General features: G+C 72.8%; 20 protein-coding genes. 7 read left to right on the plus strand and 13 right to left on the minus strand.

Going from position 1 to position 24713, the window contains the following annotated elements; all coding sequences use genetic code 11:
• Positions 1 to 131 precede the first annotated feature (131 nt).
• Complete coding sequence (locus tag QNO26_RS12905) at positions 132 to 1736, minus strand: 5-oxoprolinase subunit B/C family protein (protein WP_257638690.1); 1605 nt, start codon at positions 1734 to 1736, stop codon at positions 132 to 134.
• Positions 1733 to 2488: a 5-oxoprolinase subunit PxpA gene (gene pxpA, locus QNO26_RS12910; protein ID WP_257638689.1), complete on the minus strand. Its 756-nt coding sequence runs from the start codon at positions 2486 to 2488 to the stop codon at positions 1733 to 1735. Before pxpA ends, QNO26_RS12905 begins: the two co-directional genes overlap by 4 nt.
• A 177-nt stretch (positions 2489 to 2665) precedes the next feature.
• Between pxpA and QNO26_RS12915 the strand changes: the two genes are divergently transcribed.
• Entirely contained in the window at positions 2666 to 4432 is a 1767-nt protein-coding gene (locus tag QNO26_RS12915) for a dipeptide ABC transporter ATP-binding protein (protein WP_257533611.1), read from the plus strand.
• Positions 4433 to 4630: 198 nt separating this feature from the next.
• Here QNO26_RS12915 and QNO26_RS12920 read toward each other — a convergent pair whose 3' ends face one another.
• The 3 genes from QNO26_RS12920 to QNO26_RS12930 form a co-directional block, all read right to left on the minus strand.
• Positions 4631 to 5590, minus strand: a complete 960-nt coding sequence (locus tag QNO26_RS12920) for an ABC transporter permease (RefSeq protein ID WP_374679395.1) — start codon at positions 5588 to 5590, stop codon at positions 4631 to 4633.
• Positions 5587 to 6591 (minus strand): ABC transporter permease, encoded by a 1005-nt coding sequence (locus tag QNO26_RS12925; RefSeq protein WP_257533773.1) that lies wholly within the window; start codon positions 6589 to 6591, stop codon positions 5587 to 5589. Before QNO26_RS12925 ends, QNO26_RS12920 begins: the two co-directional genes overlap by 4 nt.
• Positions 6592 to 6682: 91 nt before the next feature.
• The gene (locus tag QNO26_RS12930) at positions 6683 to 8359 is read right to left on the minus strand and encodes an ABC transporter substrate-binding protein (protein WP_257533612.1); all 1677 of its coding nucleotides are present in this window, start codon (positions 8357 to 8359) and stop codon (positions 6683 to 6685) included.
• A 177-nt stretch (positions 8360 to 8536) separates the two neighbouring features.
• Here QNO26_RS12930 and QNO26_RS12935 point away from each other — a divergent pair, with 177 nt between their 5' ends.
• The 3 genes from QNO26_RS12935 to QNO26_RS12945 all read left to right on the plus strand — a co-directional run bounded on the left by QNO26_RS12935 (position 8537) and on the right by QNO26_RS12945 (position 10569).
• Positions 8537 to 9400 (plus strand): spermidine synthase, encoded by an 864-nt coding sequence (locus QNO26_RS12935; RefSeq protein ID WP_257533613.1) that lies wholly within the window; start codon positions 8537 to 8539, stop codon positions 9398 to 9400.
• A gap of 126 nt (positions 9401 to 9526) precedes the next feature.
• The gene (locus QNO26_RS12940; protein WP_257533614.1) at positions 9527 to 10051 is read left to right on the plus strand and encodes a hypothetical protein; all 525 of its coding nucleotides are present in this window, start codon (positions 9527 to 9529) and stop codon (positions 10049 to 10051) included.
• Between the two features lie 29 nt (positions 10052 to 10080).
• Positions 10081 to 10569 (plus strand): SprT-like domain-containing protein, encoded by a 489-nt coding sequence (locus QNO26_RS12945; protein ID WP_257533615.1) that lies wholly within the window; start codon positions 10081 to 10083, stop codon positions 10567 to 10569.
• Between the two features lie 82 nt (positions 10570 to 10651).
• On the opposite strand, the gene QNO26_RS12950 is transcribed toward QNO26_RS12945, so the two are convergent.
• Positions 10652 to 11290 (minus strand): 2-phosphosulfolactate phosphatase, encoded by a 639-nt coding sequence (locus QNO26_RS12950; RefSeq protein ID WP_257533616.1) that lies wholly within the window; start codon positions 11288 to 11290, stop codon positions 10652 to 10654.
• 9 nt (positions 11291 to 11299) lie between these two features.
• Positions 11300 to 13765: a glycoside hydrolase family 3 protein gene (locus QNO26_RS12955; RefSeq protein ID WP_257533617.1), complete on the minus strand. Its 2466-nt coding sequence runs from the start codon at positions 13763 to 13765 to the stop codon at positions 11300 to 11302.
• 64 nt (positions 13766 to 13829) lie between these two features.
• Between QNO26_RS12955 and QNO26_RS12960 the strand changes: the two genes are divergently transcribed.
• A complete protein-coding gene (locus QNO26_RS12960) occupies positions 13830 to 14375 on the plus strand; it encodes a hypothetical protein (RefSeq protein WP_257638686.1) in 546 nt (181 codons plus the stop codon).
• Between the two features lie 19 nt (positions 14376 to 14394).
• On the opposite strand, the gene QNO26_RS12965 is transcribed toward QNO26_RS12960, so the two are convergent.
• From QNO26_RS12965 to QNO26_RS12980, 4 genes are all read right to left on the minus strand, one after another.
• Positions 14395 to 15873 carry an ABC transporter permease gene (locus QNO26_RS12965; RefSeq protein WP_374679393.1) on the minus strand — a complete coding sequence of 493 codons (1479 nt, stop codon included), beginning with the start codon at positions 15871 to 15873 and terminating at the stop codon, positions 14395 to 14397.
• The gene (locus QNO26_RS12970; protein ID WP_257638685.1) at positions 15870 to 16670 is read right to left on the minus strand and encodes an ABC transporter ATP-binding protein; all 801 of its coding nucleotides are present in this window, start codon (positions 16668 to 16670) and stop codon (positions 15870 to 15872) included. Before QNO26_RS12970 ends, QNO26_RS12965 begins: the two co-directional genes overlap by 4 nt.
• Positions 16671 to 16782: 112 nt before the next feature.
• Positions 16783 to 17439 carry a response regulator gene (locus tag QNO26_RS12975; protein ID WP_257638684.1) on the minus strand — a complete coding sequence of 219 codons (657 nt, stop codon included), beginning with the start codon at positions 17437 to 17439 and terminating at the stop codon, positions 16783 to 16785.
• Positions 17436 to 18596, minus strand: coding sequence for a sensor histidine kinase (locus QNO26_RS12980; RefSeq protein WP_257638683.1), 1161 nt, complete (start codon positions 18594 to 18596; stop codon positions 17436 to 17438). Before QNO26_RS12980 ends, QNO26_RS12975 begins: the two co-directional genes overlap by 4 nt.
• A 358-nt stretch (positions 18597 to 18954) precedes the next feature.
• On the opposite strand from QNO26_RS12980, the gene QNO26_RS12985 reads away from it, so the two are divergent.
• The gene (locus QNO26_RS12985; RefSeq protein ID WP_374940946.1) at positions 18955 to 20448 is read left to right on the plus strand and encodes a CoA-acylating methylmalonate-semialdehyde dehydrogenase; all 1494 of its coding nucleotides are present in this window, start codon (positions 18955 to 18957) and stop codon (positions 20446 to 20448) included.
• A 92-nt stretch (positions 20449 to 20540) separates the two neighbouring features.
• On the opposite strand, the gene QNO26_RS12990 is transcribed toward QNO26_RS12985, so the two are convergent.
• Complete coding sequence (locus QNO26_RS12990) at positions 20541 to 21491, minus strand: diacylglycerol/lipid kinase family protein (protein ID WP_257533623.1); 951 nt, start codon at positions 21489 to 21491, stop codon at positions 20541 to 20543.
• Between the two features lie 124 nt (positions 21492 to 21615).
• Here QNO26_RS12990 and QNO26_RS12995 point away from each other — a divergent pair, with 124 nt between their 5' ends.
• A complete protein-coding gene (locus QNO26_RS12995) occupies positions 21616 to 23055 on the plus strand; it encodes a DUF6421 family protein (RefSeq protein WP_257533624.1) in 1440 nt (479 codons plus the stop codon).
• Positions 23056 to 23116: 61 nt separating this feature from the next.
• On the opposite strand, the gene QNO26_RS13000 is transcribed toward QNO26_RS12995, so the two are convergent.
• Positions 23117 to 24559 (minus strand): MFS transporter, encoded by a 1443-nt coding sequence (locus QNO26_RS13000; protein ID WP_257638687.1) that lies wholly within the window; start codon positions 24557 to 24559, stop codon positions 23117 to 23119.
• Between the last annotated feature and the right edge of the window lie 154 nt (positions 24560 to 24713).

Raw genomic sequence — 24713 nt, forward strand, 5'->3', positions numbered from 1 at the left:
GACGAGGTCTGGATGCTGAGGTATAACCGCGCGGCGTCCTCATTCTCGCGCCCCGACCTGACGTTCGGCTGTGCGGTTCCGCGCCGTGCCGGGGGCCGAACCACGCGACTTTCGCGGGCGGCCCGCAGGGGTCACGGTGCGGGACGGGCATGGCGGAACCGCACCTTCCGCCCGGGGAGCAGCTGGGCGAGGGCATCGAGGGCGCCGTCGGTCGCGACGGCGATCACGGGGTAGCCGCCCGTGACGGGGCCGTCGACGCCGAGGACCGTCGGACGGCCGCCGGGCGGCACCTGGAGGGCGCCCGGCACCATCGCCTCGCTGGGAAGCTCGCCGGCGCGGGTACGGGCGAGGGCCGGGCCGTCCAGGCGGATGCCGACGCGGTCGGCCTCGGCGGTGACCGTCCAGGTGGCCGCATAAAGGGTCTCCAGGGCCGACGGGGCGAACCACCCGGCACGCGGCCCGGGAGCCAGCTCGAGTTCGACCAGCGCGTGCGGCGGGGGCCCCCAGGGATGCACGTCCAGCGCGGGGATGCCGCCGGCGACGTCTCCCGCGAGCGACAGGATGTCGCCCGCGGCGAGCGGTGCGGGCCCGAGACCGGCGAGCACGTCGGTGGCCCGGGAGCCGGCCGCGCGGGGCGCGTCGAACCCGCCGCGCACCGCCAGGTAGGCCCGGGCACCGGCGGTGAACCGGTCGAGGCGCAGCTCGGCGCCGGCGGGCCACGGGAACGGCACGTACGGGTCGACCGTCCGCCCCGCCACGACGAGCGGGCCCCAGGCGCCGGTGACGACGGCGACGAGGTCGCGGCCGGCCCGCAGGCGGCATCCGCCCATCGTCACCTCGATCGCCGCGGCGTTCTCGGCGTTGCCGAGCAGGCGGTTGGCCGTGCGCAGTGCCCCGCGGTCGGCGGCGCCGGAGCGGGCGATGCCCTCGGCGGCGCGCCCCGGGCGGCCGAGGTCCTGCACGGTCGCGAGCGGACCCGGCGCGACAACCTCGACCGCCTCCTCCCCGTGAGACTGCATCTGGCGCGCGAGACGTGGGGAGTTTCCCACGGTCTCGGCCGCCAGATGCGGTCTCAGCGAAGCGGCGGGGGCGGCGTCGACGGATGCCGCGACGGCGGCGAAGCGCACGCGGCCGCCCGGGGCGAGCAGGGCCGGGGATGCCGCGGCAGGGTCGAACAGCGTTGCGTCGGTGCGCCCGATGAGCCGCCATCCGCCCGGGGTGGCTCGGGGGTAGGCGCCGGTGAACGCGCCGGCGAGCCCGACGCTGCCGGCGGGCACCCGGGTGCGCGGCGTCGACAGCCGCGGCACGTCGAAGGACCAGTCCTCGCTGACGAGGTAGCCGAACCCCGGCGCGAAGCCTGTGAACGCGACGGACCAGCGCGCTTCCCGATGCCGACGCACCAGCTGCTCGACGCTCATCCCCAGCAGATCGGCCGCCGCGGCGAGGTCGGGGCCGTCGTACACGACCTCCAGCGTGACCGTCTCCCCCCGGGTGCGCTCCGGCGGCACCGGCGGCGCGGAGGCGATCCAGGTGCGCGCCGCCGCGACGGACAGCACCCCCGGATCCACCCGCACCAGCACGGTGCAGGCCGCCGGCACGAGGTCGACCACCCCCGCGGGTCGCGACGCCTGCAACCGAGAGAACAGCGCGACCGCCTCGGAGGTGCCGTCCACCTCGGCCAGCACGCCGTCGCGCCCCATCGGCAGCAGCCGCGCGGCCGGCGCGGCGCCGCTCACCACGGCGCCCGCACGACGATGCCCGCCGCCGCCAGCGCCGCCCGCACCGCGCGGGCCATGCCCACTGCACCGGGCGAATCGCCGTGCACGCAGAGCGAGGCGGCATCCGTCACCACCGTCGACCCGTCGACGGTGGTGACAACGCCCTCCACCGCCAGGCGCACGGCCCGTGCCGCCACTGCGTCGGCCTCGTGCAGCAGCGCCCCCGGCTCGCCGCGCGGCACGAGGGTGCCGTCGGGGCGGTAGCCGCGGTCGAGGAACGCCTCCCGCACGAACTCCAGCCCCGCCCCGGCGGCGGCCGCGGCGATCGCGCCGCCGAGCCCGAGGACGGGCACCGCGCGGCCGAGGCGGTCGGACAGCTCCGCGACGGATGCCGCAACGGCCGCCGCCGCACGGGAGTCGGCGGAGACGGCGTGGTACAGCGCTCCGTGCGGCTTCACGTAGCGGATGTCGGCGCCGGCAGCGGCGAGCGCGGCGAGCTGACCCGTCACCTCCGCCCGCAGCGCCGAGGGATCGGTGGCCATGTGCACGCGCCCGAAGTTGGCCCGGTCGGGAAACGACGGGTGGGCGCCCACCGCCACGGTCCTCGCGGCGGCCGCGGCCACCGCCGCCCGCATCGACGCGGCATCCCCGGCATGGCCGCCGCACGCGATGCTGGCGCTGGAGACGACGGCGAACATCGCGGCGTCGTCGGCGGTGGGCACACCGTCGACCGTCTCACCCAGGTCGGCGTTGAGGTCGATCGCGCGCATGCCCCCACGGTAGCCCGCACGGCGGCAGCGATCCGTTCCGTCGTCCCCGCGGAGCGCGCACCCACCGCAGCGGCGTGGCCCTCCCCCGCCGGCGCGCGACACGGCGCGCGTTACGAACCCGTAAAGGCTTCCCACCGACCGGTGCGGCGGGGGCGGCGGCACGGCAGGATGGAGCGCATGCCCCAGGACGCCGCACCGCTGCTGCAGGTTCGAGATCTCGCCGTCGATTTCCGCACCATGGACGGCTCGGTGCGTGCGATCGAGCACGTCGAGTTCGACCTCGCCGCCGGGGAGACCCTCGCGATCGTCGGAGAGTCGGGATCGGGTAAGTCCACCACCGCGATGGCCGTGATCGGGCTGCTCGCCGGCAACGGCCGCGTCGCGGAGGGCAGCATCCTGCTGGACGGACGCCAGCTGGTCGGCGCTTCGGAGTCCGTGATGCGCGGGATCAGGGGCAAGACGATCGGCCTCGTGCCGCAGGACCCGATGTCCAACCTCAATCCGGTGTCGAAGATCGGCACGCAGATCGCCGAGACCCTCCTCGCCCACGGCATGGCCACCCGCGCCAACGTCGCGCAGAAAGTGGTGGAGACCCTCGCCGCCGCGGGCCTGCCCGACGCCGAGAAGCGCGCGAAGCAGTACCCGCACGAGTTCTCCGGCGGCATGCGCCAGCGCGCGCTCATCGCCATCGGACTGGCCTGCAACCCGCGACTGCTCATCGCCGACGAGCCCACCAGCGCTCTGGACGTCACCGTGCAGAAGACGATCCTCGATCAGCTCGGGCGCATGACCGCCGACCTCGGCACCGCCCTCATGCTCATCACCCACGATCTGGGACTCGCCGCCGAGCGCGCCTCCCGGGTGATCGTCATGCACCGCGGCCGCATCGTCGAGCAGGGTCCCGCGCGTCAGATCCTCGAGGACCCGCAGGCGGAGTACACCAAGGCGCTCGTCGCCGCAGCGCCCTCGGTGGCCGCCGTTCGTCTGCGCCCGCAGGTGTTCCGCCGACCGGATGCCACGGGTGCGCAGCCCGCCGCGGGCTCCGATGCCGCGGGCACGGGCACCGGACCGGCGCCGATCCCCACCGCGAGGGCGGCGACGACGACCCCGCGCACCGGCGCCGCCGGGGCGGCCGACGCCGGTGCGGCATCCGCCGTCGACAACATCCTCGAGGTCGAGGGCCTCACCAAGGTGTTCCCGGTGCGCGGCAGCAAGGAGGACTTCACCGCGGTGAAGGACGTCTCCTTCGCGATCCCCCGGGGGGAGACGGTGGCGGTGGTCGGCGAGTCGGGCTCGGGGAAGACCACGACGGCGCGCATGGTGCTGAAGGTCGTCGAGGCGACCTCGGGGTCGATCCGGTTCGACGGCCAGGACGTCGCGTCGCTGAAGGGGCGCGAGCTGCGCACCTTCCGCCAGCGGGTGCAGCCGATCTTCCAGGACCCCTACTCGTCGCTGAACCCGATGTTCACGATCGAGCGGATCATCGAGGAGCCGCTGTCGTTCTACAAGCGCGGCTCGGCGAAGCAGCGCAGCGCGCGCGTGCGCAAGCTCATGGACGACGTGGCCCTGCCGCAGTCGATGCTGCGCCGCTACCCGGCGGAGCTGTCGGGCGGCCAGCGGCAGCGCGTCGCGATCGCGCGGGCGCTGGCCCTCTCCCCCGACCTCATCGTGTGCGACGAGCCGGTCTCCGCACTGGACGTGCTCGTGCAGGCGCAGATCCTGACGCTGCTGGGCGACCTGCAGCGCGAGTACGGGCAGAGCTACCTGTTCATCTCCCACGACCTGGCCGTGGTGCGCCTCATCAGCGACTACGTCTGCGTCATGAAGGACGGTGTGCTGGTCGAGGCTGCCACCTCCGAGGAGATCTTCACCAACGCCCGTGACCCGTACACCCGCAAGCTGCTGGCATCCATCCCCGGCAACGAGCTCGACATCGCGGTCTGACCCGCCGGGCGGGCGTTTCGTCTTGCTGCGCGCGCTCAACGACCGGGGGGCAGCGGGGGCGGGCGTTTCGTCTTGCTGCGCTCGCTCAACGACCGGGGGGGCAGCGGGGGCGGGCGTTTCGTCTCGCTGCGCTCGCTCAACGACCGGGGGCTGCGCGCGCTCAACGACCGGGGGCTGCGCTCGCTCAACGACCGGGGGTCAGCGGGCGCGGGTGCGGGGGTCCATCGCCTCGCGCAACGACTCGCCCAGCAGCGTGAAGCCGAGCGCCGTGATGGCGATGCAGATGCCGGGGAGGAAGGCCAGCCACGGCGCGATGGCCAGCTCCGCCTGCGCGTAGGTGAGCATGCGGCCCCACTCCGCCGTCTCCGGGCGTCCGCCGCCGAGGCCGAGGAACGACAGCGCCGCGGCGTCGATCACGGCGGTGGCGAGGGTGAGCGTGCCCTGCACGATGACCGGTCCGAGGCTGTTGGGCAGCACGTGGGTCATCGTGATGCGGCCGCGGCCGAGCCCCAGCGTCTGCGCCGACAGGACGTAGTCGCTCGAGCGCTGCTGCAGCATCGACGCCCGCAGCAGCCGTGCGAAGATCGGCACCTGCGATGCACCGATGGCGATCATCACCGCCAGCTGCGACTGGCCGAGCACCGCGGCGATCGACACCGCCAGCAGCAGGTTCGGCACCGACAGCAGGATGTCGACGAAGCGCATCACGACGTTGTCGACCCAGCCGCCGAATGTGCCGGCGACGAGTCCGAGCAGCGCGCCGCCGGCCAGCCCGAACGCGGTGGAGATGACGCCGATGAGCAGCGACGCCTGCGCACCCCAGATCAGCTTGGACAGCACATCGCCTCCGAAGCGGTCCAGCCCCAGCGGGAACTCGGCCAGCTCCCCCGGCCCGGGGATCGACGTCGGCGTGATGAAGCGTGCGCCCGGCAGCGCCAGCTGCGGGTACGGCGCCAACAACGGCGCGAGAACCGAGACCGCCACGAAGAGGAACACGATGACCGCGCCGATCCAGGCCGTCGGGTTGCGCCGCAGGCGGCGGAAGACGTCGCGCCAGAAGCCGCCCTGCGTCGTGGCGGCGAGCAGCTGCCCATCGACGACGGCGGTGTCGTCGACGGGTCCGCCGCTCGGGGCGGGGGGAAGGATGCTGGAGCTCACGAGACCCTCACTCTCGGGTCGATCACGCTGTACGACACGTCGACCAGCAGGTTGATGAGCGCATAGGCGATGGCGATGAAGATGATGAAGCCCTGCAGCACCGGGAAGTCGCGTGTGAAGATGGCGCGGGCGAGGAACGACCCGATGCCGGGGAAGGCGAACACCGTCTCGGTGAGGATCGCCCCCGACAGCAGCAGGCCCGCCTGCAGACCCACCGTGGTGATGACCGGCAGCATGGCGTTGCGCAGGATGAAGCGCTCGCGCAGCGTCCTCTGCGCCACCCCCTTGGCCTTGCCGGTGCGCACGTAGTCGGCGTTCTGCACTTCGAGCACGGAGGCCCGGGTGATGCGCACGATGATCGCGAGCGGGATGGTGCCGAGCGCGAGCGCCGGCAGCAGCAGGTGCAGGAGAGCGTCGCCAGCGGCATCCCACTCGCCGGTCAGCAGCCCGTCGAGCACATAGAACCCGGTGTAGTGCGTCGCGTCGATGCGCGGGTTCTGCCGGCCGTCGCTGGGGAGCCAGCCCAGCTGCACGGCGAAGATGTACTTGAGGATGAAGGCCAGGAAGAACACCGGGATGGTGATGCCGACGAGGCTGAACACGACCGCGGCGTGGTCGGTGAAGCGGCCGTGGCGACGGGCCGCCCAGTAGCCGAGCGGGATGCCGATGCCCACCGCGATGATCAGCGCGAGCAGCGACAGCTCGATGGTGGCGGGGAAGCGGCGGAAGAACTCCTCCGTGACCGGGCGGCCGGTCTGCAGCGACGTGCCGAAGTCTCCGGAGAGGAGCCTGCCCATCCACACGAGGTACTGCTCGATGATGGGCCGGTTGAAGCCGTAGAGCTCGTTGATGCGCTCCACCGCCTCGGGAGTGGCCTTCTCACCGAGCAGGGCCACCGCGGGGCCGCCGGGCAGCGCCCGGACCCAGAAGAACAGCAGCAGGCTCAAGCCGAACAGGGTGGGGATCAGAAGCAGCAGCCTCTTGCCGATGGTGCGCAGCAATGCGTGATCTCTCGTCGTCGTCGTCATCGGGCGTGCGGTGCGGGAGGAGGGGGCGCCTCCTCCCGCACCGCACCTTACGGCACGGCCGCGCTTACTCGGTCAGGACGATCTCGCTGAAGACCTCGTCGTTGACCGGGCTGGCGGGGTAGCTCTCCACGCGCGGGTCGAACGCCAGGGTCGGCGCCGGGTGGGCCAGCGGCACGCCCGGGATGAAGCTCGCGACCATCTCGTTGATGTCCTCGTACAGCGCCGACTGCTCCTGGAGGTTCGGGATGCCGCGGGCCTCCTGCAGCGCCTGGAACAGCGCGGGGTTGTCGAAGCCCCACTCGGCCGACTTGCCGCCGAAGAACACACCCACGAAGTTGTCGGTGTCGTTGTAGTCGCCGGTCCAGCCCAGCAGGTGGATGCCGTGATCGGTGCCGCCGGTGATGAGGTCGAGGTAGTCGCCCCACTCGTTCGAGACCGGGTTGGTCACGACGCCGGCCTCGCCCAGCTGGGCGGAGAGCACGGTGAAGATCTGCTCCGGGTCCGGCATGTACGGCCGCGACACGTTGACGGGGTAGTTGAACGTCAGCGTCAGCGGGTTCGCCTCGTCGTATCCCGCCTCGGCGAGCAGCTCCTGGGCCTTGGCCGGGTCGTACTCATAGGTGGTGACGTCGTCGTTGTAGCCGTTGACCGTGTCGGGCATGAACTGCGTCGCCTTCTCGGTGCCCTCGGGGAGCACCTGCGAGATGAGCGCGTCCTTGTCGATCGCGTACGACAGCGCCTCACGCACGAGCGGGTCCTGCAGCTCGGGCACGGCCTGGTTGAACGCGAGGTAGAGGATCGTGAACGGCGGGCGCGAGACCATCGTGAAGCCCTTGTCCTCGAGGGCGGCGGTGTCGGCGGGGCCGACGAGGTCGTAGCCGTCGATGGAGCCGGCCTCGAGAGCCTGACGTCGTGCGGTCGGGTCGTCGATCACGCGGAAGATGATCTCGTCGATCTGGCCGGTGTCGCCCCAGTAGTCCTCGTTGGCCACGAGCGTGAGCTGCTCGCCCGGTGCCCACTCCGAGAAGACGTAGGGTCCCGTGCCCGACGGGTGGCCCATCGCGTACTCCGACAGCGTGGGGGCCTCGGCGGTGCCGCCCACCTCGTCGGCGGCGAACTCCTCCATCGCGGCGGGGCTCTGCATCGAGAACGCCGGCAGCGACAATGCGGGGATGAACCCGGCGAAGGGCTGGTTCAGCGTGACGGTCGCCGTCGTCTCGTCATCGGCGGTGCAGGACGCGTAGACCGCGGACTCCGGGTCGGAGGCGTAGCCGCGGAACAGCTTGTTGTAGTAGTAGCCGAGCGCCTCGCTGGCGGCCAGGCCCTCCCAGTTGTACCAGCGGTCGAAGTTGGCGCAGACGGCCTCGGCGTTGAAGTCGGTGCCGTCGTGGAAGGTCACGCCCTCCTTGAGCGAGAAGGTGTGGGTGAGTCCGTCCTCCGACGACTCCCACGACTCGGCCAGCAGCGGCGCGGGGTCGGCCGTGCCGGGCTCGGTGCCGACGAGGCCCTCGAAGATCTGGCGGGCGACGCGGAACGTCTCGCCGTCCTGGGCGAAGGCGGGGTCGAGGCTGGCCGGGTCCGCGGACGCACCGAAGACGAACGTGCCGTCGACCTCAGCGTCGGTGGTCGCGTCGTCGGTGCCGGTGTCCCGCTGGCTCGAGCAGCCCGACAGCACGAGCGCGGCCAAGGCCACACCCGCGGCGGCCATCATGGCCCCGCGTCGGTTACGTGAGTGGATCATGGGTCGTGAACCTTCCCTGAGAGCGAAGCCGCAGAGCCGCTCGGGAGCAACGCGACGGCACGTGAGATGATCTCCGACGCTACCGCTGCGGCACGGTCGGGTTGATTACACCTTTGTCTCGATCCTGTTTCGTCTGCGGCGAGGCGGATGCCGCACGCCCGCGGGTAGCGTGGAGGAATGGCCCGAGCGAGCATCGAGGAACCCCCGCCGCAGGCGCGACTGTCGGACGGCACGCTCGCGCGGATCGTGCCGTCGCGCTACGTCTCGGGGTACGAGCTCGACGTCGACGGCACGCCGCAGTCCCACGTCGACCTCGATGACCCCACCCATCTGCACTTCGAGTACATCGCCCGCATGGGCGCGGTGATCGACCGGCTGCGGATGCCGGGACAGCCGCTCTCGGCGGTGCATCTGGGGGCGGGCGCGCTGACGCTCCCCCGGTACATCGAGGCGACGCGGCCCGGCTCGCGCCAGCAGGTCATCGAATTGGAACAAGCACTCGCCGACCTCGTGCGCACCGAACTGCCGCTGCCGCGCGGCGCGCAGGTGCGCATGCGCATCGGTGACGCCCGCGCGGGGCTGGACCGCCTGCCGCCGGCGCTGGTGGGCAACGCCGACCTGCTGGTGTCCGACGTCTTCGCCGGCGCGCAGACCCCGGCGCACCTGACGACGGTGGAGTTCTACCGTGCCGCCGCCCGCGTCCTCTCCCCCGACGGCGTGCTGCTGGTCAACGTCGCCGATGGTCAGGGGCTGGCGTTCGCGCGCCGCCAGGTGGCCACGGTGCGGGAGGTCTTCGCGCACGTCATCGTGCTCGCCGAGGTGCAGCTGTTCAAGGGACGCCGGTTCGGCAACCTCGTCATCGCCGCTTCGGCGGCACCCCTTCCCACCGAGTGGCTGCCGCGGCTGATGGCCGCCGGCCCCCACCCGGCGAAGGTGGCCCAGGGCGCGGAGCTGGACGAGTTCGTGCGCGGGGCGAAGGTGGCCACCGACGCCGATGCGACGCCGTCTCCCAAGCCGTCGGCATCCGTCTTCGCCCGCTGACGCGCGGCGGGGACGGCCGGGGTCGACGGTCGCCCGGCGCGGATGCCGGGGCGTCGGCGTGCCCTCGGGCCGGTCGCCGTGAGCCGGGTGAGACTGTAGGGCGAGCGAGCACGGAAGGAGTCGATCGTGAGCTACATCCTCGGGTACGACCCGGACACCCTGCGCGAGCAGGTGGATCCGGAAGCGTGTCAGGCGCGCCTCGACGAGATCGGCGAGCAGCGCAGCCTGGCGGCGCTGCTCGAGCGCGTGTGGCTGCTGAAGGTGCTCGACCGGCTCGATGACGCCCTGGCCGTGTCGGAGCAGTCGGTGCGCCTGGCCCGCATGGCCGGCACCCGCAAGGACCTGCTGCGGGCGCGCGTGCTGCACGCCACCGTGATGCAGTTCCGTGGCGCTTTCGCCGCAGCCGAGCAGGAGCTCACCACCTGCGCCGAAGAGGCCGACGGGCAGGGCTGGGCCGCCCTCGGGGCCTTCGCCTACCAGCACCGCGGCAAGGTGCACTTCGACGCCGGCGATTTCGCCGCCGCCCGTGTCGACTTCAAGAGGGCGCTGTTCCTGCGACAGGAGGCGGGCGCTCCAGAGGACGAGCTCGAGTCGACGCTGCTGGCCATCGACGCCGCCGAGCGTCGGCGCGGCCGCGCACTCGCCGGCTGAGTGTCGTAGGTACGTTCTACCCTTTCGTCATGTCAGATCTGCAGGACGTGCGGCGCATGGCGCAGCAGCTCATCGCCGCCCACCTCGAAGAGTCGTGGTCTTTCGGGTTCGACAACGCCAAGCGTCGCGCGGGACTGTGCAACTACCGCGACCGCCGCATCAGCGTCTCGCGCTACCTCGCGGCCCGCTACGACGACGAAACCAACCGGCAGACGCTGCTGCACGAGGTCGCCCACGCACTGGCGGGCGCCCCGGCCGGGCACGGCGCCGCCTGGCGGCGCACCGCACGCAGCCTGGGCTACACCGGGGGAACGACCCACCACGGCGAGCCGGCCAACGACCTCGCGCCCTGGGTGGGCGAGTGCCCCGCCGGGCACGTGGCCTACCGGCACCGGCGCGTCAGCCGCGCCACCTCGTGTGCGAAGTGCGCCCCGACCTTCGACGAGCGGCACCTGTTCCGCTGGCACCGGCGCGAGATCACGACCGCCACCCGGCTCGCCGCGCTCACCCCGCGCTGACGGCGTCCGTCCCCGCGCGGCCGGGCGCCCACCACGCGGACCGGAAGCACCCGGGCACCGGGGCACCGGGGCACCGCCCGGATCAGAACCGCTCGAAGACCCCCTGGCGCAGCACGGGCACCGCATCGACGGCGTCGATCTCGGCCGCGGCCCGCACCTCGTCGCCCCGGCCGTGCTCCCCCAGCTCCTGGCCCGATCCGCTCGCGCTGAGCAGGTGGCGCGCGGCGGCGCGCAGGCCGCGGAAGGCCTCACAGGCCGCCGCGGCCTCGGGCGAGGAGTGGTCGAGCCCCCGCTGGGCGAGGGCGTCGATCACCGCGCCGGCGCCGAGCTGATCCTCGACGGCGAAGCGCACCGGCGCTCCGGCATCCGCCGACTCGCGCTCGCCGGCCGCGAGCACCACGACGCTCGTGCGGGTGCCCCGCCGCACCTGCTCCGCCAACACGGCGTCGGCCACGGCGGAGGCGTTGCGCAAACTCCCCAGCAGCACCGTGGTGCCGGTGCCGGCGAGGGATGCCGCCAGCGGAGCGCCGTTGCGCGATCCGGTGGCGGCAGCGTCATCCGCCGTCACCTGCTCACCCGCCGCGACCCGGTCGGCCACGGCGGTCGAGAAACGCAGCACGTCGACCACCACGGTGACGTCGGCGGGGGCCAGGCGCGCGCTCCCCGCCTCCCCCCACTCGAAGCGCACCTGGTAGCGGGACTGGTCGAACGGCGAGGGCATCGATCCAGGCTACGCGTCGGCGCGAGCGGCGATCACCGGCCGCAGGGCCAGCGCCAGCCCGAGCACGTTGCGGGCGCCGCGCTGCAGCTCGCCCAGCGTGATGCCGTCGGGCCGCGCCAGCGACTCGAGGATCGTGTCGTCGGCGTAGTCCGCGGGCCCCGCCTCGGTCTTCACACCGCCCGGCATGAGCACATCGACCTGGGCGCGCACGCGGTAGGCGTTGTCGGCGAGATCGGGGAAGTCGGGGTCGACGGCATCCTCCATCCACCAGTCGGTGATGACGCAGCCGGCGTAGCCCCACTCCCCGCGCAGGATGGTCGTGACGAGGTCGTAGTGGTAGTGCGCCCAGACGCCGTTGACCTGGTTGTACGAGGTCATGATCGTGCGGGGAGCGGCCTCGGCCACGCAGAGCTCGAACCCGCGCAGGTAGATCTCCCGCAGGGCGCGCTCGGAGACGCGGGAGTCGTTGCGGGTGCGGTTGGTCTCCTGGTTGTTGGCGGCGAAGTGCTTCGGGCACGCGGACACCCCCACCGACTGCACGCCCTGCACGATGGCGGCGCCGAAGCGACCGGTCACCAGGGGGTCCTCGGAGAAGTACTCGAAGTTGCGGCCGCACAGCGGGTCGCGGTGGATGTTCATGCCCGGGCTCAGCAGCACGTCCGAGCCCTTGCGCAGCATCTCCTGGCCGTGGAGGGCCGCCATCTCCGCCACGAGCGCGGTGTTCCACGTCGACGCCAGCGCCGTCCCGGAGGGCAGCAGCGAGGCATAGGCCGACAGCCGCAGGCCGCTGGGGCCGTCCGTGGTGGTCACCGGCGGCACGCCCTTGGCACGCAGCGACGGCGAGACGCCGCCCAGCACGCCGGCGTTGCCGGGGGCGCCGAGCGGGCTGTGCATCGTGACGTCACCGCGTGCGAGCAGCGCCAGCTCCTCAGCGGACAACTGGGCGACGAACTCATCCAGGCTCGCACGGCCGGCCGCGACGTCGTCGAGCACGATGCCGCGGTCGCCGGTGGCGGGGATCTCGGCGGGAAGGCCGGCCAGCACCCGCTCGCGGCGGTCGACGGTGGCCAGGGGCACGTCCTCCCACGCCACGACGGCGGTGCCGTCGGCGTCGCGAGCGAGCGTCATGCGCGGGAACAGGGTCTGCGCGGCGGCGGCCTCGGTGACCTGCCGGACCACCTCGAGGGCGTCGAGGGTCACCGTCAGCGCCGGGCGCGCCGAGCGCACGTCGGTGCCGACGTGCACGACGTAATCCCCGGGCTCCAGCACGAAGGCGCTGCGGTTGCCGGTGACCCCGGAGTCGTCGTAGGAGGCGAGGTCGGACAGGCGGAACTCCAGCGTCAGCCGCTCGGACTCCCCCGGTGCCAGCAGCCGCGTCTTGGCGAACGCCGCCAGTGCCCGAGCGGGCTTGCCCAGCGCGCCGTCGGGAGCGGCGAGGTAGGCCTGCACCGTCTCCTTGCCGCTGTGCACCGCGTCGGTGTTGCGCACCTCGACGGCCAGCCGCACCGTGCCGCCCTCCGACCCCGCCTCGACCACGGTGACCTCGAAGGCGGCGTAGCCCAACCCGAAGCCGAACGGGAACTGCACCCGCTCGGGGGCGAACGTCTCGAAGTAGCGGTAGCCGACGAAGACGTCCTCGGCGTAGACGTTGGCGTCGAGGCCGCCGAAGTTGGGGGCGCTGGGGTAGTCGGCGTAGGTGTGCGCGATAGTGTCGGTCAGCTTGCCGCTCGGCGCGATGTCGCCTGCCAGCAGCGACGCGATCGCGCGGGCGCCCTCCATGCCGCCTTGCCAGGCGTAGAGCACGGCGCCGATGCGCTCGCCGTAGGTGTCGAGCCACGACAGGTCCATGACGTTGCCCGCGTCGAGGACCACGACGGTGCGCTCGAACGCACCGGTGACGAGGTCGAGCATGGCCCGCTCGTCGTCGGTGAGGTAGAAGCTGCCCGGCTCGAGCACGCTCTCGCGCGCCTCGCCGGCGGCCCGGCCGATGACGACGACGGCCGTGCCCGCGCGAGAGGCGGCGGCCGTCACGAGCCCGGCGTCGAGCGGCATCTCGGGGAAGTGGTGCGGCCACTGCCCCCACGTGCCGTCGTAAGAAGGACGGTTCGCGGAGGTCCACGCCGTGTAGACGTCGGCGATCTCGCCGTCGACCTGCACACCGGCATCGCGCAGTCCCGCCAGCAGGTTCCAGATGTAGGGCACCTTCACGTCGCCGCCCGAGCCGTAGCCCACCGCGAACCAGTCGATCTGCACCCGGCCGAACACCGCAACGGGGCGCTCGGTGCCCAGGGGCAGCACGCCGTCGTTGCGCAGCAGCACGGCGCCTTCGGCGGCGGCCTGGCGTGCGACGCCGGCCAGCTGCGGGTCGAGGCTCGGGTCGGTGTCGAGCAGCAGCGCGGAGATCTGCGCGACGGACTCGACGGGCGGGCGCGCGTGGGAGCGGTCGCCGGACTCGGTGGCGGGATTCGTGGTCATCGGTCGTCCTTGAGAGTGAGCAACGTGGGAGCGCTCCCACACTACCGCGTGGAAGACTGCGTGGATGCGGATTCTGCTGAAGCTGGTTCTGGACTGCGATGCCGATGCCGCCTGGCGTGCTCTGCACTCGCCGCGGGCGGTCGCCGAGCTCTACGGCCCGCTCCTCGAGATGCACCCCATGGATGCCGCGGGCCTGCCGTCGCGGCTCGAACCGGGAGCCGACGTGCCGGTGTCGCTGCGCGCCGCCGGCGTCGCCGTGGGCCAACAGCTGATCCATGTGAGCGACCGGCGCCTCGAGGACACCCGCGGTCCGGTGCGGGTGCTGCGCGACAGCGGCATCCCGCTCACCGGTCCGCTGGCGGTACTCGACACCTGGGACCACCAGATGGCGGTCTCCCCCGCCCCCGGCGACCCCGACCGCACCCTCTGGCGCGAGCGCCTGGTGATCGGCGGGGCCGCCGCTCCCCTGCTGTGGCCGGTGCTGTGGGGGGTGTGGCAGTGGCGCGCGGCGCGGCTGCGCACCCTCGCCCCCACGTGGGCCTACGACCCGCCGGCCGCCGCGCCGGGTGACGGCGCCCAGCCCGGCGACGGCGCCGCCGCCGCGGACTGACCGCCCGCCACCCTCACGGTCAGTCGGCGAGCGCCGCGACCGGGGCGACCCGCGTCGCGAGCCGTGTCGGCACCACCGCGGCGACGAGCGTCAGCACGGCCGTGGCGATCACGACCACGAGCACCGGCAGCAGCGGCAGCGCGGGGGCGATGAACGTCGGCGCCGACCACGCCGGCGGAATCCTCACCGAGCCGAGCAGCGACTGGGCCCCCACCCAGCCGTACGCGACGCCGAGCAGCAGTCCGAAGGCCAGCGCCGTCACCGTGACGTGCGCCGCCTCCAGCAGCACCATGCGGCGCACCTGCCCGCCGCTGAGACCGAGCGCCCGCAGCAGTCCCAGCTCCCGGCGGCGCTGCACGACGCCGATCGTGAGCAGGTTCACCAGCCCCACCGCCGCGATCACGGCACTGACCCCCACCAGCGCCATCATCACCGCGGCGAACGAGTCCAGCATCCCCGCGAACGAGGCGTCGATCTCGCCGCCGGCGGAGACCGCGACCAGCACCTTCACCGACTCCGCCGCGACGGCGAACATCGTCACCAGCGCCACGCCCATCACGACGCCGATCGCCATGCGACTGGAGCGCTCCGGGTAGCGCAACGCGTTCTCGGCGGCCAGGCGCGCCGGCGCCGAGCGGCCGAACGCCCGCGCGGTCAGCCGCAGCAGCGGCGGCATGATCACCGGTGCCGCGAGGGTCAGCCCGGTGAACGACAGCAGCCCGCCGAAGAACGAGATCACCACGCCCAGCGGTGTGACGAAGCCCGCGACGACGCCCAGCGCCAGCAGTGCCACGCCGACCCCCAGCAGCACCAGCGCGGTGACGGTGCGGCCACGCCGCCCCGCGACCTGTGCACGGGACATCTCGACCGACCCGCCCAGCGCCTGCAGCGGCGTGACCGAGAGCACCCGTCGCGAGCCGACCCAGGCAGCCGCCCACGTCGTCAGCGCCACCGCGATCGCCGGCAGCGGCAGCGCCGGCTGCGCGACGACGTAGCCGCTGTCGATGCCGACCAGCCGGTCGAGCAGGGGCACCACGAGGATGCAGGTGACCGTGCCGAGCGCGAGCCCCCCGAAGGCGCCGATCGCCCCGACGACCAGACCCTGCCCCGCCACTTCGGCGCGCTGCGACCGTGCCGAGGCCCCGATCAACCGCATCAGCGCGATGCGGCGGGTGCGGCCCGCCACGATCGTGGCGAAGGTGTTGGCCGTCACCATCGCGCCGACGTAGACCGCCACGCCTGCCAGCAGCACGCTCAGGATGCCGATGACGGCCGCCAGGGTCTCGGAGTCGCCGAAGAAGGGGTCGGCCCGCAACACCGTCGCGATGTAGCCGGTGGCCGTCAGCAGCAGGACACCGAACCCGGCGGAGATCCCCGAGACCAGCACGGTCGCCCCCATGCCGCGCTCGCGCAGCCAGGCCAGTCGACCCGGCACCCGCCGGGCCGACTCGACGGCACCGGGGTGCGGTGCCGTCGCCACGTCGGCGAACGCGGTCACGACCGCACCCCGGCATCCGCGTCCGCGGCCACGCCGACGCCGCCGAGCTCGGCGGCCAGCATGAACGCCGAGATCTCCTCCGCCGTCTGCCGGGGCTTGTCGGCCACGATGCGACCGTCGGCCAGGTGCAGCACGCGGTCGGCGTGCGAGGCAGCGACGGGGTCGTGGGTGACCATCGCGATCGACTGGCCCGCGCTGCGCGCGGCGGTGGCCAGCAGGGCCAGCACCTCTCGCCCGCTGCGGGAGTCGAGGTTGCCGGTGGGCTCGTCGGCGAAGACGAGGTCGGGCCCCGTCGCCAAGGCGCGGGCGATCGCGACGCGCTGCTGCTGACCGCCCGAGAGCTCGTGCGGCCGGTGCCCCAGGCGGGCGCCCAGGCCCAGCGTGTCGATGAGACCGTCGATGCGGGCCCGCTCGATCGCGCTCGGGCGCCGGCCGTCGAGGTCGAACGGCAGCAGGATGTTGCCGAAGGCGTCGAGGGTGGGCACGAGGTTGAACGCCTGGAAGACGAAGCCGACGCGGCGACGGCGCAGCACCGTCAGCTCGAGGTCGCTCAGCCCGGTGATCTCGGTGTCGCCGATCCAGGCGCGGCCGCTCGTCGCGGCATCCAGTCCGGCCATGATGTGCATGAGCGTCGACTTGCCCGAGCCGCTCGGCCCCATGATCGCGGTGAACTCTCCGCGGCGGATGCCGACGCTCACGCCGTCGAGGGCGCGCACCGCGGTGCTCCCCTCGCCATAGGTCTTGGTGAGGCCCTGCACCCGGGCAGCGAGCCCCAGCTCTGTCGTGGTGATCTCCATGACATCGACGCTACGGAGCCACCCCCGTCGGCCGCGTCCGCCCAGAGGCTGCTGCGGGGTACATCGCAAGGATGATCTGCACTCCCCCGCGCGGCTTGCGGGGGGCGGCGCGTCAGGCCAGGCCGTGCTCGAACGCGAAGACCACCAGCTGCACGCGGTCGCGCAGTCCCAGCTTCGCGAGGATGCGACTGATGTGGGTCTTCACGGTCGCCTCGGAGAGGAACTCGCGTCCGGCGATCTCGGCGTTGCTGAGGCCGCGAGCGGCGAGGGCGAAGATCTCCTTCTCCCGATCGGTGAGCGAGGCGAACTGGGGCGGAACGGCCTGCACGGGCTCGGCGAAGTGCGCGAACAGCTGCGTGGTGGCCGCCGCCGCGATGACGGCGGATCCGGCGTGGACGGTGCGGATCGCCGCGAGCAGGAACTCGGGGTCGGCATCCTTCAGGAGGAACCCGCTCGCCCCCTGCCGGATCGCCCGGGCTGCGGCCTCGTCGAGGTCGAAAGTGGTGAGCATCACGATGCGCGGCGGCGACCCGTCGAAGACCGGGTCGTCCAGCAGCGCGGCGGTCGCGGTGAGGCCGTCCATGACCGGCATCCGGATGTCCATCAGCACGACATCCGGGCGGGTGCCGCGCACCACCCCGATCGCCTCGCGTCCGTCGGAGGCCTCACCGACCACCTCGAGGTCGGGCTGGGAGTCGACGAGCATGCGGATGCCGGCGCGGAACAGGGCCTGGTCGTCGACGAGCACGACGCGCACCGGGGCGCTCACGCCGCACCGCCGATCGGAAGGGACGCGCGCACGACGAACGCGCCGTTCTCACGTCCGGCGTCGAGGGTGCCGCCGGCCAGCAGCGCGCGCTCGCGCATGCCGATGAGCCCGTGCCCGCGCGCGGGCTCGTCGGTCGCGGGGGCATCGCCGGCGGGATTGTCCACGAGGATCGTCACCCGGTCAGGATGCCACGCCAGCTTCACCGTGACCGCACCGCCCGCACCGTGACGCAGCGCGTTGGTGAGGGCCTCCTGCAGGATGCGGTAGACCGCCAGCTGGATCGCCGCGGGCGGGGACCCGGGCGACACAGGGTCGACGTCGACCCGCAGGTCGACGCCCGCCGAGCGCACCTGCGCGTAGAGCTCCTCGAGGTCGGCGATCGTCGGCTGCGGCCCCTCCCCCTGGCTGTGGCGCAGCTGCGTCAGCAGCAGCCGTACGTCCGCCAGCGCCGAACGGGCGGTGGTGGAGATGGTCGCCAGCGCCGTCGTGGCGGCCTGCGGATCGGCCGCCGCGGCATAACGGGCGCCGTCGGCCTGGGCGATCACGACGGCCAGCGAGTGGGCGACGACATCGTGCATATCGCGGGCGATGCGCACCCGCTCCTGCTCGGCGGCGGTCTCAGCTTCCGCCGCCCGCTGCGCCTGGCGATTCTCGCGGGCGCGGATGCCGGTGCGCACCAGCGCACCCAGGGTCCACCACAGCCCCAGCCCGAAGGCCGCGGCGATGAGCAGGGCGACCGCGGTGGGGAGGTTCGACCAGCTGAGGATGTTGACCCCCGGCAGCAAGCCGAACACATAGACGGTGATGACGACGGCACCGAGGATCGACGACGCGAGCCCGGCCCAGAACACCCGTCGCGATCCGTAGGCGGCGGTCGCGTACAGCACGGCGAAGATCGCGATGTCGGCGAACCCCGGCGTGCGCAGGAACCCCATCTGCAGAATGGCGCCGGCCCAGGCGACCCCCAGAGCGAGGGCGGGCGAGGCCCGGCGCAGCGCGAGGGCGATCGCCATGGACAGCACCAGGAACGTCGCCGACACGGTGCCGAACGCGGCGGCCGAGGAGGTGACCAGCTCGTACGGCAGCGCCATCAGCGCGAAGAGCCCCGCCACGACCACGTCGACGACGATCTGATAGGGCTTCAGCGGGCGGAACACCCTTCGACGCTACGCGAGAGTGGGGCAGCGCCGCGTCCGTCGCAGGATGTATCCGGCCGACCCGGCCGCGGCGGGCGGGCCGGGCGGGCGGGGCTGCCGGGGCTGCTCGAGTGTCACGAAAGGTGAGTGCCGCGGACGAGGACCGTGCGCACGCGACACCGGAGCAGCGCGGTCGCCGCGGGGCATCGTCCACTAGCATCGCCGGTACCGGAGAACGGTCGACGAGGACCGACACCGGCGGCAGCGCAGCCTCGTGCTCCGCCGGACGCCTGCCTGTCGTGCCGCCGGCCGTCGGCGCCGCCACCGCGGCCCCGACCCGACGCGGATGCCACACCCCGGCATCCGGAAAGGACATGACGTGACCGACATCCTCGACCACTGGGTCTCCGGCAGCAGCTGGGCGGGCGCCTCCACGCGCACCGCACCCGTCTACGACCCGGCCCGCGGCGCCGTGCACACGCAGGTGCGCCTGGCGACCGCAGCCGACGTCGACGCCGTCGTCGCCGCAGCATCCGAGGCCTGGCAGGACTGGCGCGACGCCTCCGTCGCCCGGCGCACCGCCGTGATGTTCGCCTTCCGGGAGCTTCTCCACGCCCGCAAAGACGAACTGGCGCGAATCCTCACCCGCGAGCACGGCAAGGTGCTGGCGGATGCGCACGGCGAGATCGCCCGCGGCATGGAAGTCGTGGAGTTCGCCTGCGGGCTCGGACACCTCACCAAGGGCGCCTACACCGAGAACGCCTCGGGCGGGGTCGACGTCTACACGCTGCGTCAGAGCCTCGGCGTCGTCGGCATCATCAGCCCCTTCAACTTCCCCGCCATGGTGCCGCTGTGGTTTTTCTCCGTCGCCATCGCCGCGGGCAACGCCGTCGTGCTCAAGCCCAGCGAGAAGGACCCGACCGCCGCGAACTGGATGGCCGCCCTGATGCGTGAGGCGGGCCTGCCCGACGGCGTCTTCAACGTCGTGCACGGCGACAAGGAGGCCGTCGACGCGCTGCTCGTGCACCCGGACGTGCGGGCGGTGTCGTTCGTCGGCTCGACCCCCATCGCCCGCTACGTCTACGAGACCGCCACCGGACACGGCAAGCGCGTGCAGGCGTTCGGCGGCGCGAAGAACCACATGCTGGTGCTCCCCGACGCCGACCTCGACCTCGTCGCCGACGCGGCCGTCAACGCCGGCTTCGGCTCGGCCGGCGAGCGCTGCATGGCCGTGTCGGTCGTGCTGGCCGTCGACGCGGTCGCCGACGAACTGGTGTCGAAGGTGCGCGAGCGCATGGCGACGCTGCGCACCGGCGACGGCCTGCGCGGCTGCGACATGGGACCGCTCATCACCGGCGCCCACCGCGACCGTGTCGCGTCGTACATCGAGCGCGCGCCCGCCGACGGCGCCACCGTCGTCGTCGACGGCCGTGACGTCGAGGCCGACGGCGACCCCGACGGGTTCTGGCTCGGACCCACTCTGCTCGACCGCGTGCCCACGACGTCGCCGGTGTACAGCGACGAGATCTTCGGCCCGGTGCTGTCGGTCGTGCGGGTCTCCGGCTACGAAGAGGGCCTCGCGATCATCAACGCGAGCCCCTACGGCAACGGCACCGCCATCTTCACCAACGACGGCGGCGCGGCGCGGCGGTTCCAGCGGGAGGCGCAGGTGGGGATGATCGGCATCAACGTGCCGATCCCAGTGCCGGTCGCCTACCACTCCTTCGGCGGCTGGAAGGCGTCGCTGTTCGGCGACGCCAAGGCGTACGGGCCCCACGGCTTCGACTTCTTCACCTCGGAGAAGGCCATCACCAGCCGGTGGCTCGACCCCTCGCACGGCGGCCTGAACCTCGGGTTCCCGCAGCACGACTGACGGGGGCTCCGGCGGGTCGGCACCGGCCCGCCGGACCCGGTTGGCGCGCCGGCCCAGCCGCGCGCGCAGGTCAGGGCGCGTAGACGCGCAGGTCAGGGCGCGTAGACGCGCAGCCCGTCGGGCACGGCCCGCACGGCGAGGGTGAAGCCCGACGGCGACGCCTCCTCCAGCTCGCCGTCGTGCACGTACACCGCCGGCGCCCCGTCCGGCTGCACGCGCACGCGCCAGCTGTCGGCCACCTCACGCTCGAACTCCGTCGCCGGCGGCATCACGCGCAGCGCCCGCAGCACGCGCAGGGTGCGGCGGCCGAATGCCAGCGACGCCATCGCCCGCACCCGGGAGCCGCGCGCGTGGTGCAGCCGCACGTCGAGCACGGGGTCCGCCAGCGTCACGCGCTGCATCATCGCGTGCCGCTGGGGATCGTTGCGCCCCACCCCGACGAAGGCCGACCAGACCGTTGCGGTGCGGCCGTCCCGACGCACCCGCACCGGCTGGGCCTCGCGCAGCGCGACGATGATCGCCCCCACCCCTCCCAGCCACTTGCCCAGGCTCGCCCGTTCGGTGCGCTCGGCGAGGAACTGCGGATAGTTCCCCAGCGACACCGCGTTGAGCACGGTGATCGGTGCGCCGTCGTCGATCGAGAGCTCGGCGACGACCACGTCGCGCAGCGTCCCCGCGGCGAAGGCGGCGAGCGCGGCATCCACGTCGTCGAGACCGGCGGAGCGGGCGAAGTGGTTGAACGTGCCACCCGGGACCACCAGCAGGGGCACGCCGTGCCGCCGGGCCAGGTGCGCCATGCGCGACACCGACCCGTCGCCGCCGAGCACGCCCAGCACGCGCGGTCGATCGTCGCCGGCCATCGCCGTCGCCACGGCGTCGTCGAGGTCGCCGTCGGGACCCAGCTCCTGCACCCGCGCGCGCGGCAGCCGCTCACGGATCACCGGCAGCGGGTCGGCCCGCAGCACCGCCTCGCCGGCGCTGCTGTTGGCGAGGAGGAGAAGCCCGTCGCCGTCGGGACGGGCGGGCGAGATGTGGTCGGGCATGGCCGCGACGCTACCGGCCGGGCACAGTCGAGGAGACGACTTGACAGCGCCTCGATATGCTGGCCCAACCCTGACAGCCGCCGGCGCACGGACGCGCCGGCCGACCCCGAAGATCGGAGGTTCCATGTCCATCGATGCCGCCACCACCCGTGAGCGCAAGTCCATCGTCGGCGAACCCGAGGTCGTCGAGGACGGCCGGGCCGCCGGGGTCGAGCACTCCCCCGAGTGGCGCGCGCTGGCCGCCGCCGCCACCGCCCTGCAGCAGCTGCAGGCGCAGGACGGGTCGGTCCCCGACCCGGACGACCACGCCGCCGCCCGCGGGCTCGTCGCCGAGATCACCGACGCCATCGACGCGCTCGCTCCGCTGTTCCCGCACGACGCGGAGTACCTGACCGCCGTGATCGAGGACTTCGACCGCTGGGTCGAGGGCGGCTTCGGCGTGCCCGACTTCCTCGACTCGCTCATCGCTTTCCAGCCGCAGCGGAACCGCGTCGACGGCATCCGCCACCTCGTCGTGTTCCCGATGTACACGCAGAACGGATCCCGCAACCGGTTCATCGAGGCCGTGCTGGCGGAGGTCATCTGGCCGGAATTCGTCGCCGACCTCGAGACCCGGTACACGAACGGGCTGTTCGTCTCGTTGCGGCTGGTGGACTTCACGCCCGGGTACGACACGAACTCCGCGGTGCTGTTCCCCGAGACGGTCGCGATGCGCGAGATTCCGCCGTTCACGTGGGGCGCGATCTTCCAGGACCGCGAGGCGGCACGCTACCGGCGCGTGGTGCGCGCGGCATCCGAGATCACCAAGCTCGACCTGCCGGACGAGGCGGCCCGTCTGCTGGAGGATCAGCAGCTGGCGGAGAAGACCTTCGTCATGTGGGACATCATCCACGACCGCACGCACATGCGCGGCGACCTGCCGTTCGATCCGTTCATGATCAAGCAGCGGATGCCGTTCTTCCTCTACTCGCTGGAGGAGCTGCGCTGCGACCTCACCGCGTTCCGGGAGTGCGTCGGCATCCAGCAGGAGCTGCAGGCGCGCGTGGATGCCGGGGAGCACTTGTCCCCGGCTCAGGCCGAGACGCTCGAGCACGCCGGGCTGGTCCAGTACGCGGTGATCTTCGACCGCATCTTCCGGTTCGCGATCACCGGCAGCCGCGTGCGCAACTACGACGGGCTCGGCGGTCAGCTGCTGTTCGCGTGGCTGCACCAGCGCGGGGTGCTGCACTGGACCGACACGGCCCTCGCCTTCGACTGGGATGAGGTGCCCGCGGCGGTCGTGGCGCTGGGAGCGGCGATCGACGAGCTGTACTGGCAGTCGATCGACCGGCCGAAGGTGGCGCACTGGCTCGCCGCGTACGAGCTGGTCAGCTCGGTCGTGACCCCGCACCCCGCCTCGGCGTGGGCGCGAGGTCTGCCGCATGAGGTGCTCGCGGGTCCGCCGAAGGGCTACACCGACGCGGTGCTGGACGACGAGTTCCCGCTGTCGATGTTCTACGAGGCGCTCGAGAAGAAGATGCGCGACGTGATCGCCTCGACCTCCGGCATCCGCGGTACGGACTGACGCCGCTTCGCCCGCCCGCTGGGGAATCGCTATCCCCTGGGGCCTCGCCGTGCGGGGTGTCTCAGCCGGATGGTGGTTTCTCAGCGGCGGGCGCCGGCGCGTCGGCGGCCGTGTCGGGTGCCACGGTGTCGGGTGCCACGGCGTCGGATGCCACGGCGTCGGATGCCACGGCGTCGGATGCCACGGCGTCGGCCGCCGGGGCGTCGGCCGCCGGGGCGTCGGCGTAGTACGTCGACAGCCGCCGGTACGACCGGGTGGTGAAGGCCAGCAGCGCTGCAGCGACGAGCACGGCGCCGGCCGCGAGGAAGACGAGGGCGATGCCACGGGCCTCCCCCTCACCGAGGACCCACCGCCAGGCGTCGGCGCCGGCATCCCCCGCCATGTACGGGATGATCCAGAACTGCGCGATCGGGGCGATGAGGAAGGCCGTGAGGGGCGACGCCGCCGACTCCAGCGCCTGCGCGAAGCCGAAGACCCTCCCCTGCCGGCGGAAGGGCACGACCTTCTGGATCACCGTCTGCTCCGCCGCCTCGACCGCCGGGATGAGCGCCATGTAGACCCAGATGCCGGCGGCGTAGAGCCACCACCACTCCCGGATCGTGAACACCGCCCCGAGCACCCCCATGGCGACGACCGCCAGCAGCAGGGTGCGCATCGGGTTGCGCCCGAGGCCCCAGCGGGCGATGACCGCGCCGCCGACGATGAAGCCGGTGGCGGTGACCCCGAGCACGACGCCCCACATCTCCACGGGGAAGAGGGTGAGCCCGTACGGGTCCATGAGGGCGACGTAGACACCGCCGATGAAATTGTTGAACGTCGCGAAGATGATCAGTGCGAACAGGCCCGGCACCGCGGAGATCGCCCCGATGCTGCCGCGCAGATCGACGCGCGGCGCCCGCCCGTCCACCTGCGCCGGGGCCGCCTCGGGGATGCGCACCCACAGCAGGTGCCCGAGAGCCGCGGCAGTGAGCGCGATCGCGATGACCAGCGTCCACCCCATGCCGAGCAGACCGATCGACAGGCCCGAGAAGACGCTGGTGACGATGAACGCGAGCCCCTGCACGGTGCCCACGAGGCCGTTCGCGTTCGCGTGGCGCTCGGTGGGGACGAGCAGCGTCACGGTGGTGGACAGCGCGATGTTGCGCATGTTCTCGATGACCGCGCCGAACAGCACGATGGCCGAGAACACCCAGAACCACGGCCGCCGGAGATCGATCAGGATGACCTCGGGGAAGAGCAGGTACAGGACGCCGGCCACGATGAACGCCGCCAGCGTCACCAGGCTCGACACCACCATCACGCGGTGCTTGCGGTGCCGGTCGACGAGCGTGCCGAACGGGATCGAGAACACCGCGACGAGCAGCATGTACGCCCCGCCGATGAGGCCGGTCGCCAGCACGGAACGGGTCTCGAGGTACGCCCAGAAGGTGAGGGCGAACCACAGGAAGCTGGTGGTGATGTTCGCCACCGCGGTGTTCACCAGCACCTGCACGAACACGCGCATGCCGCCGGCCGGCGCGAGGGGTGAGGCGTTCCCGGTTGCGTCCGCCGGGAGGGCGTTCTCCGCCATGGGGGCGAGGGTAATCGCCGCCTCCGACACCCGACACCCCCTCCGCGGCCGCCGACCCCCGGTCGCTGCGGGCCGGCTCCCGCCGGTC

The organism is Microbacterium sp. zg-Y1090 (assembly GCF_030246945.1).
Classification (GTDB): domain Bacteria; phylum Actinomycetota; class Actinomycetes; order Actinomycetales; family Microbacteriaceae; genus Microbacterium; species Microbacterium wangruii.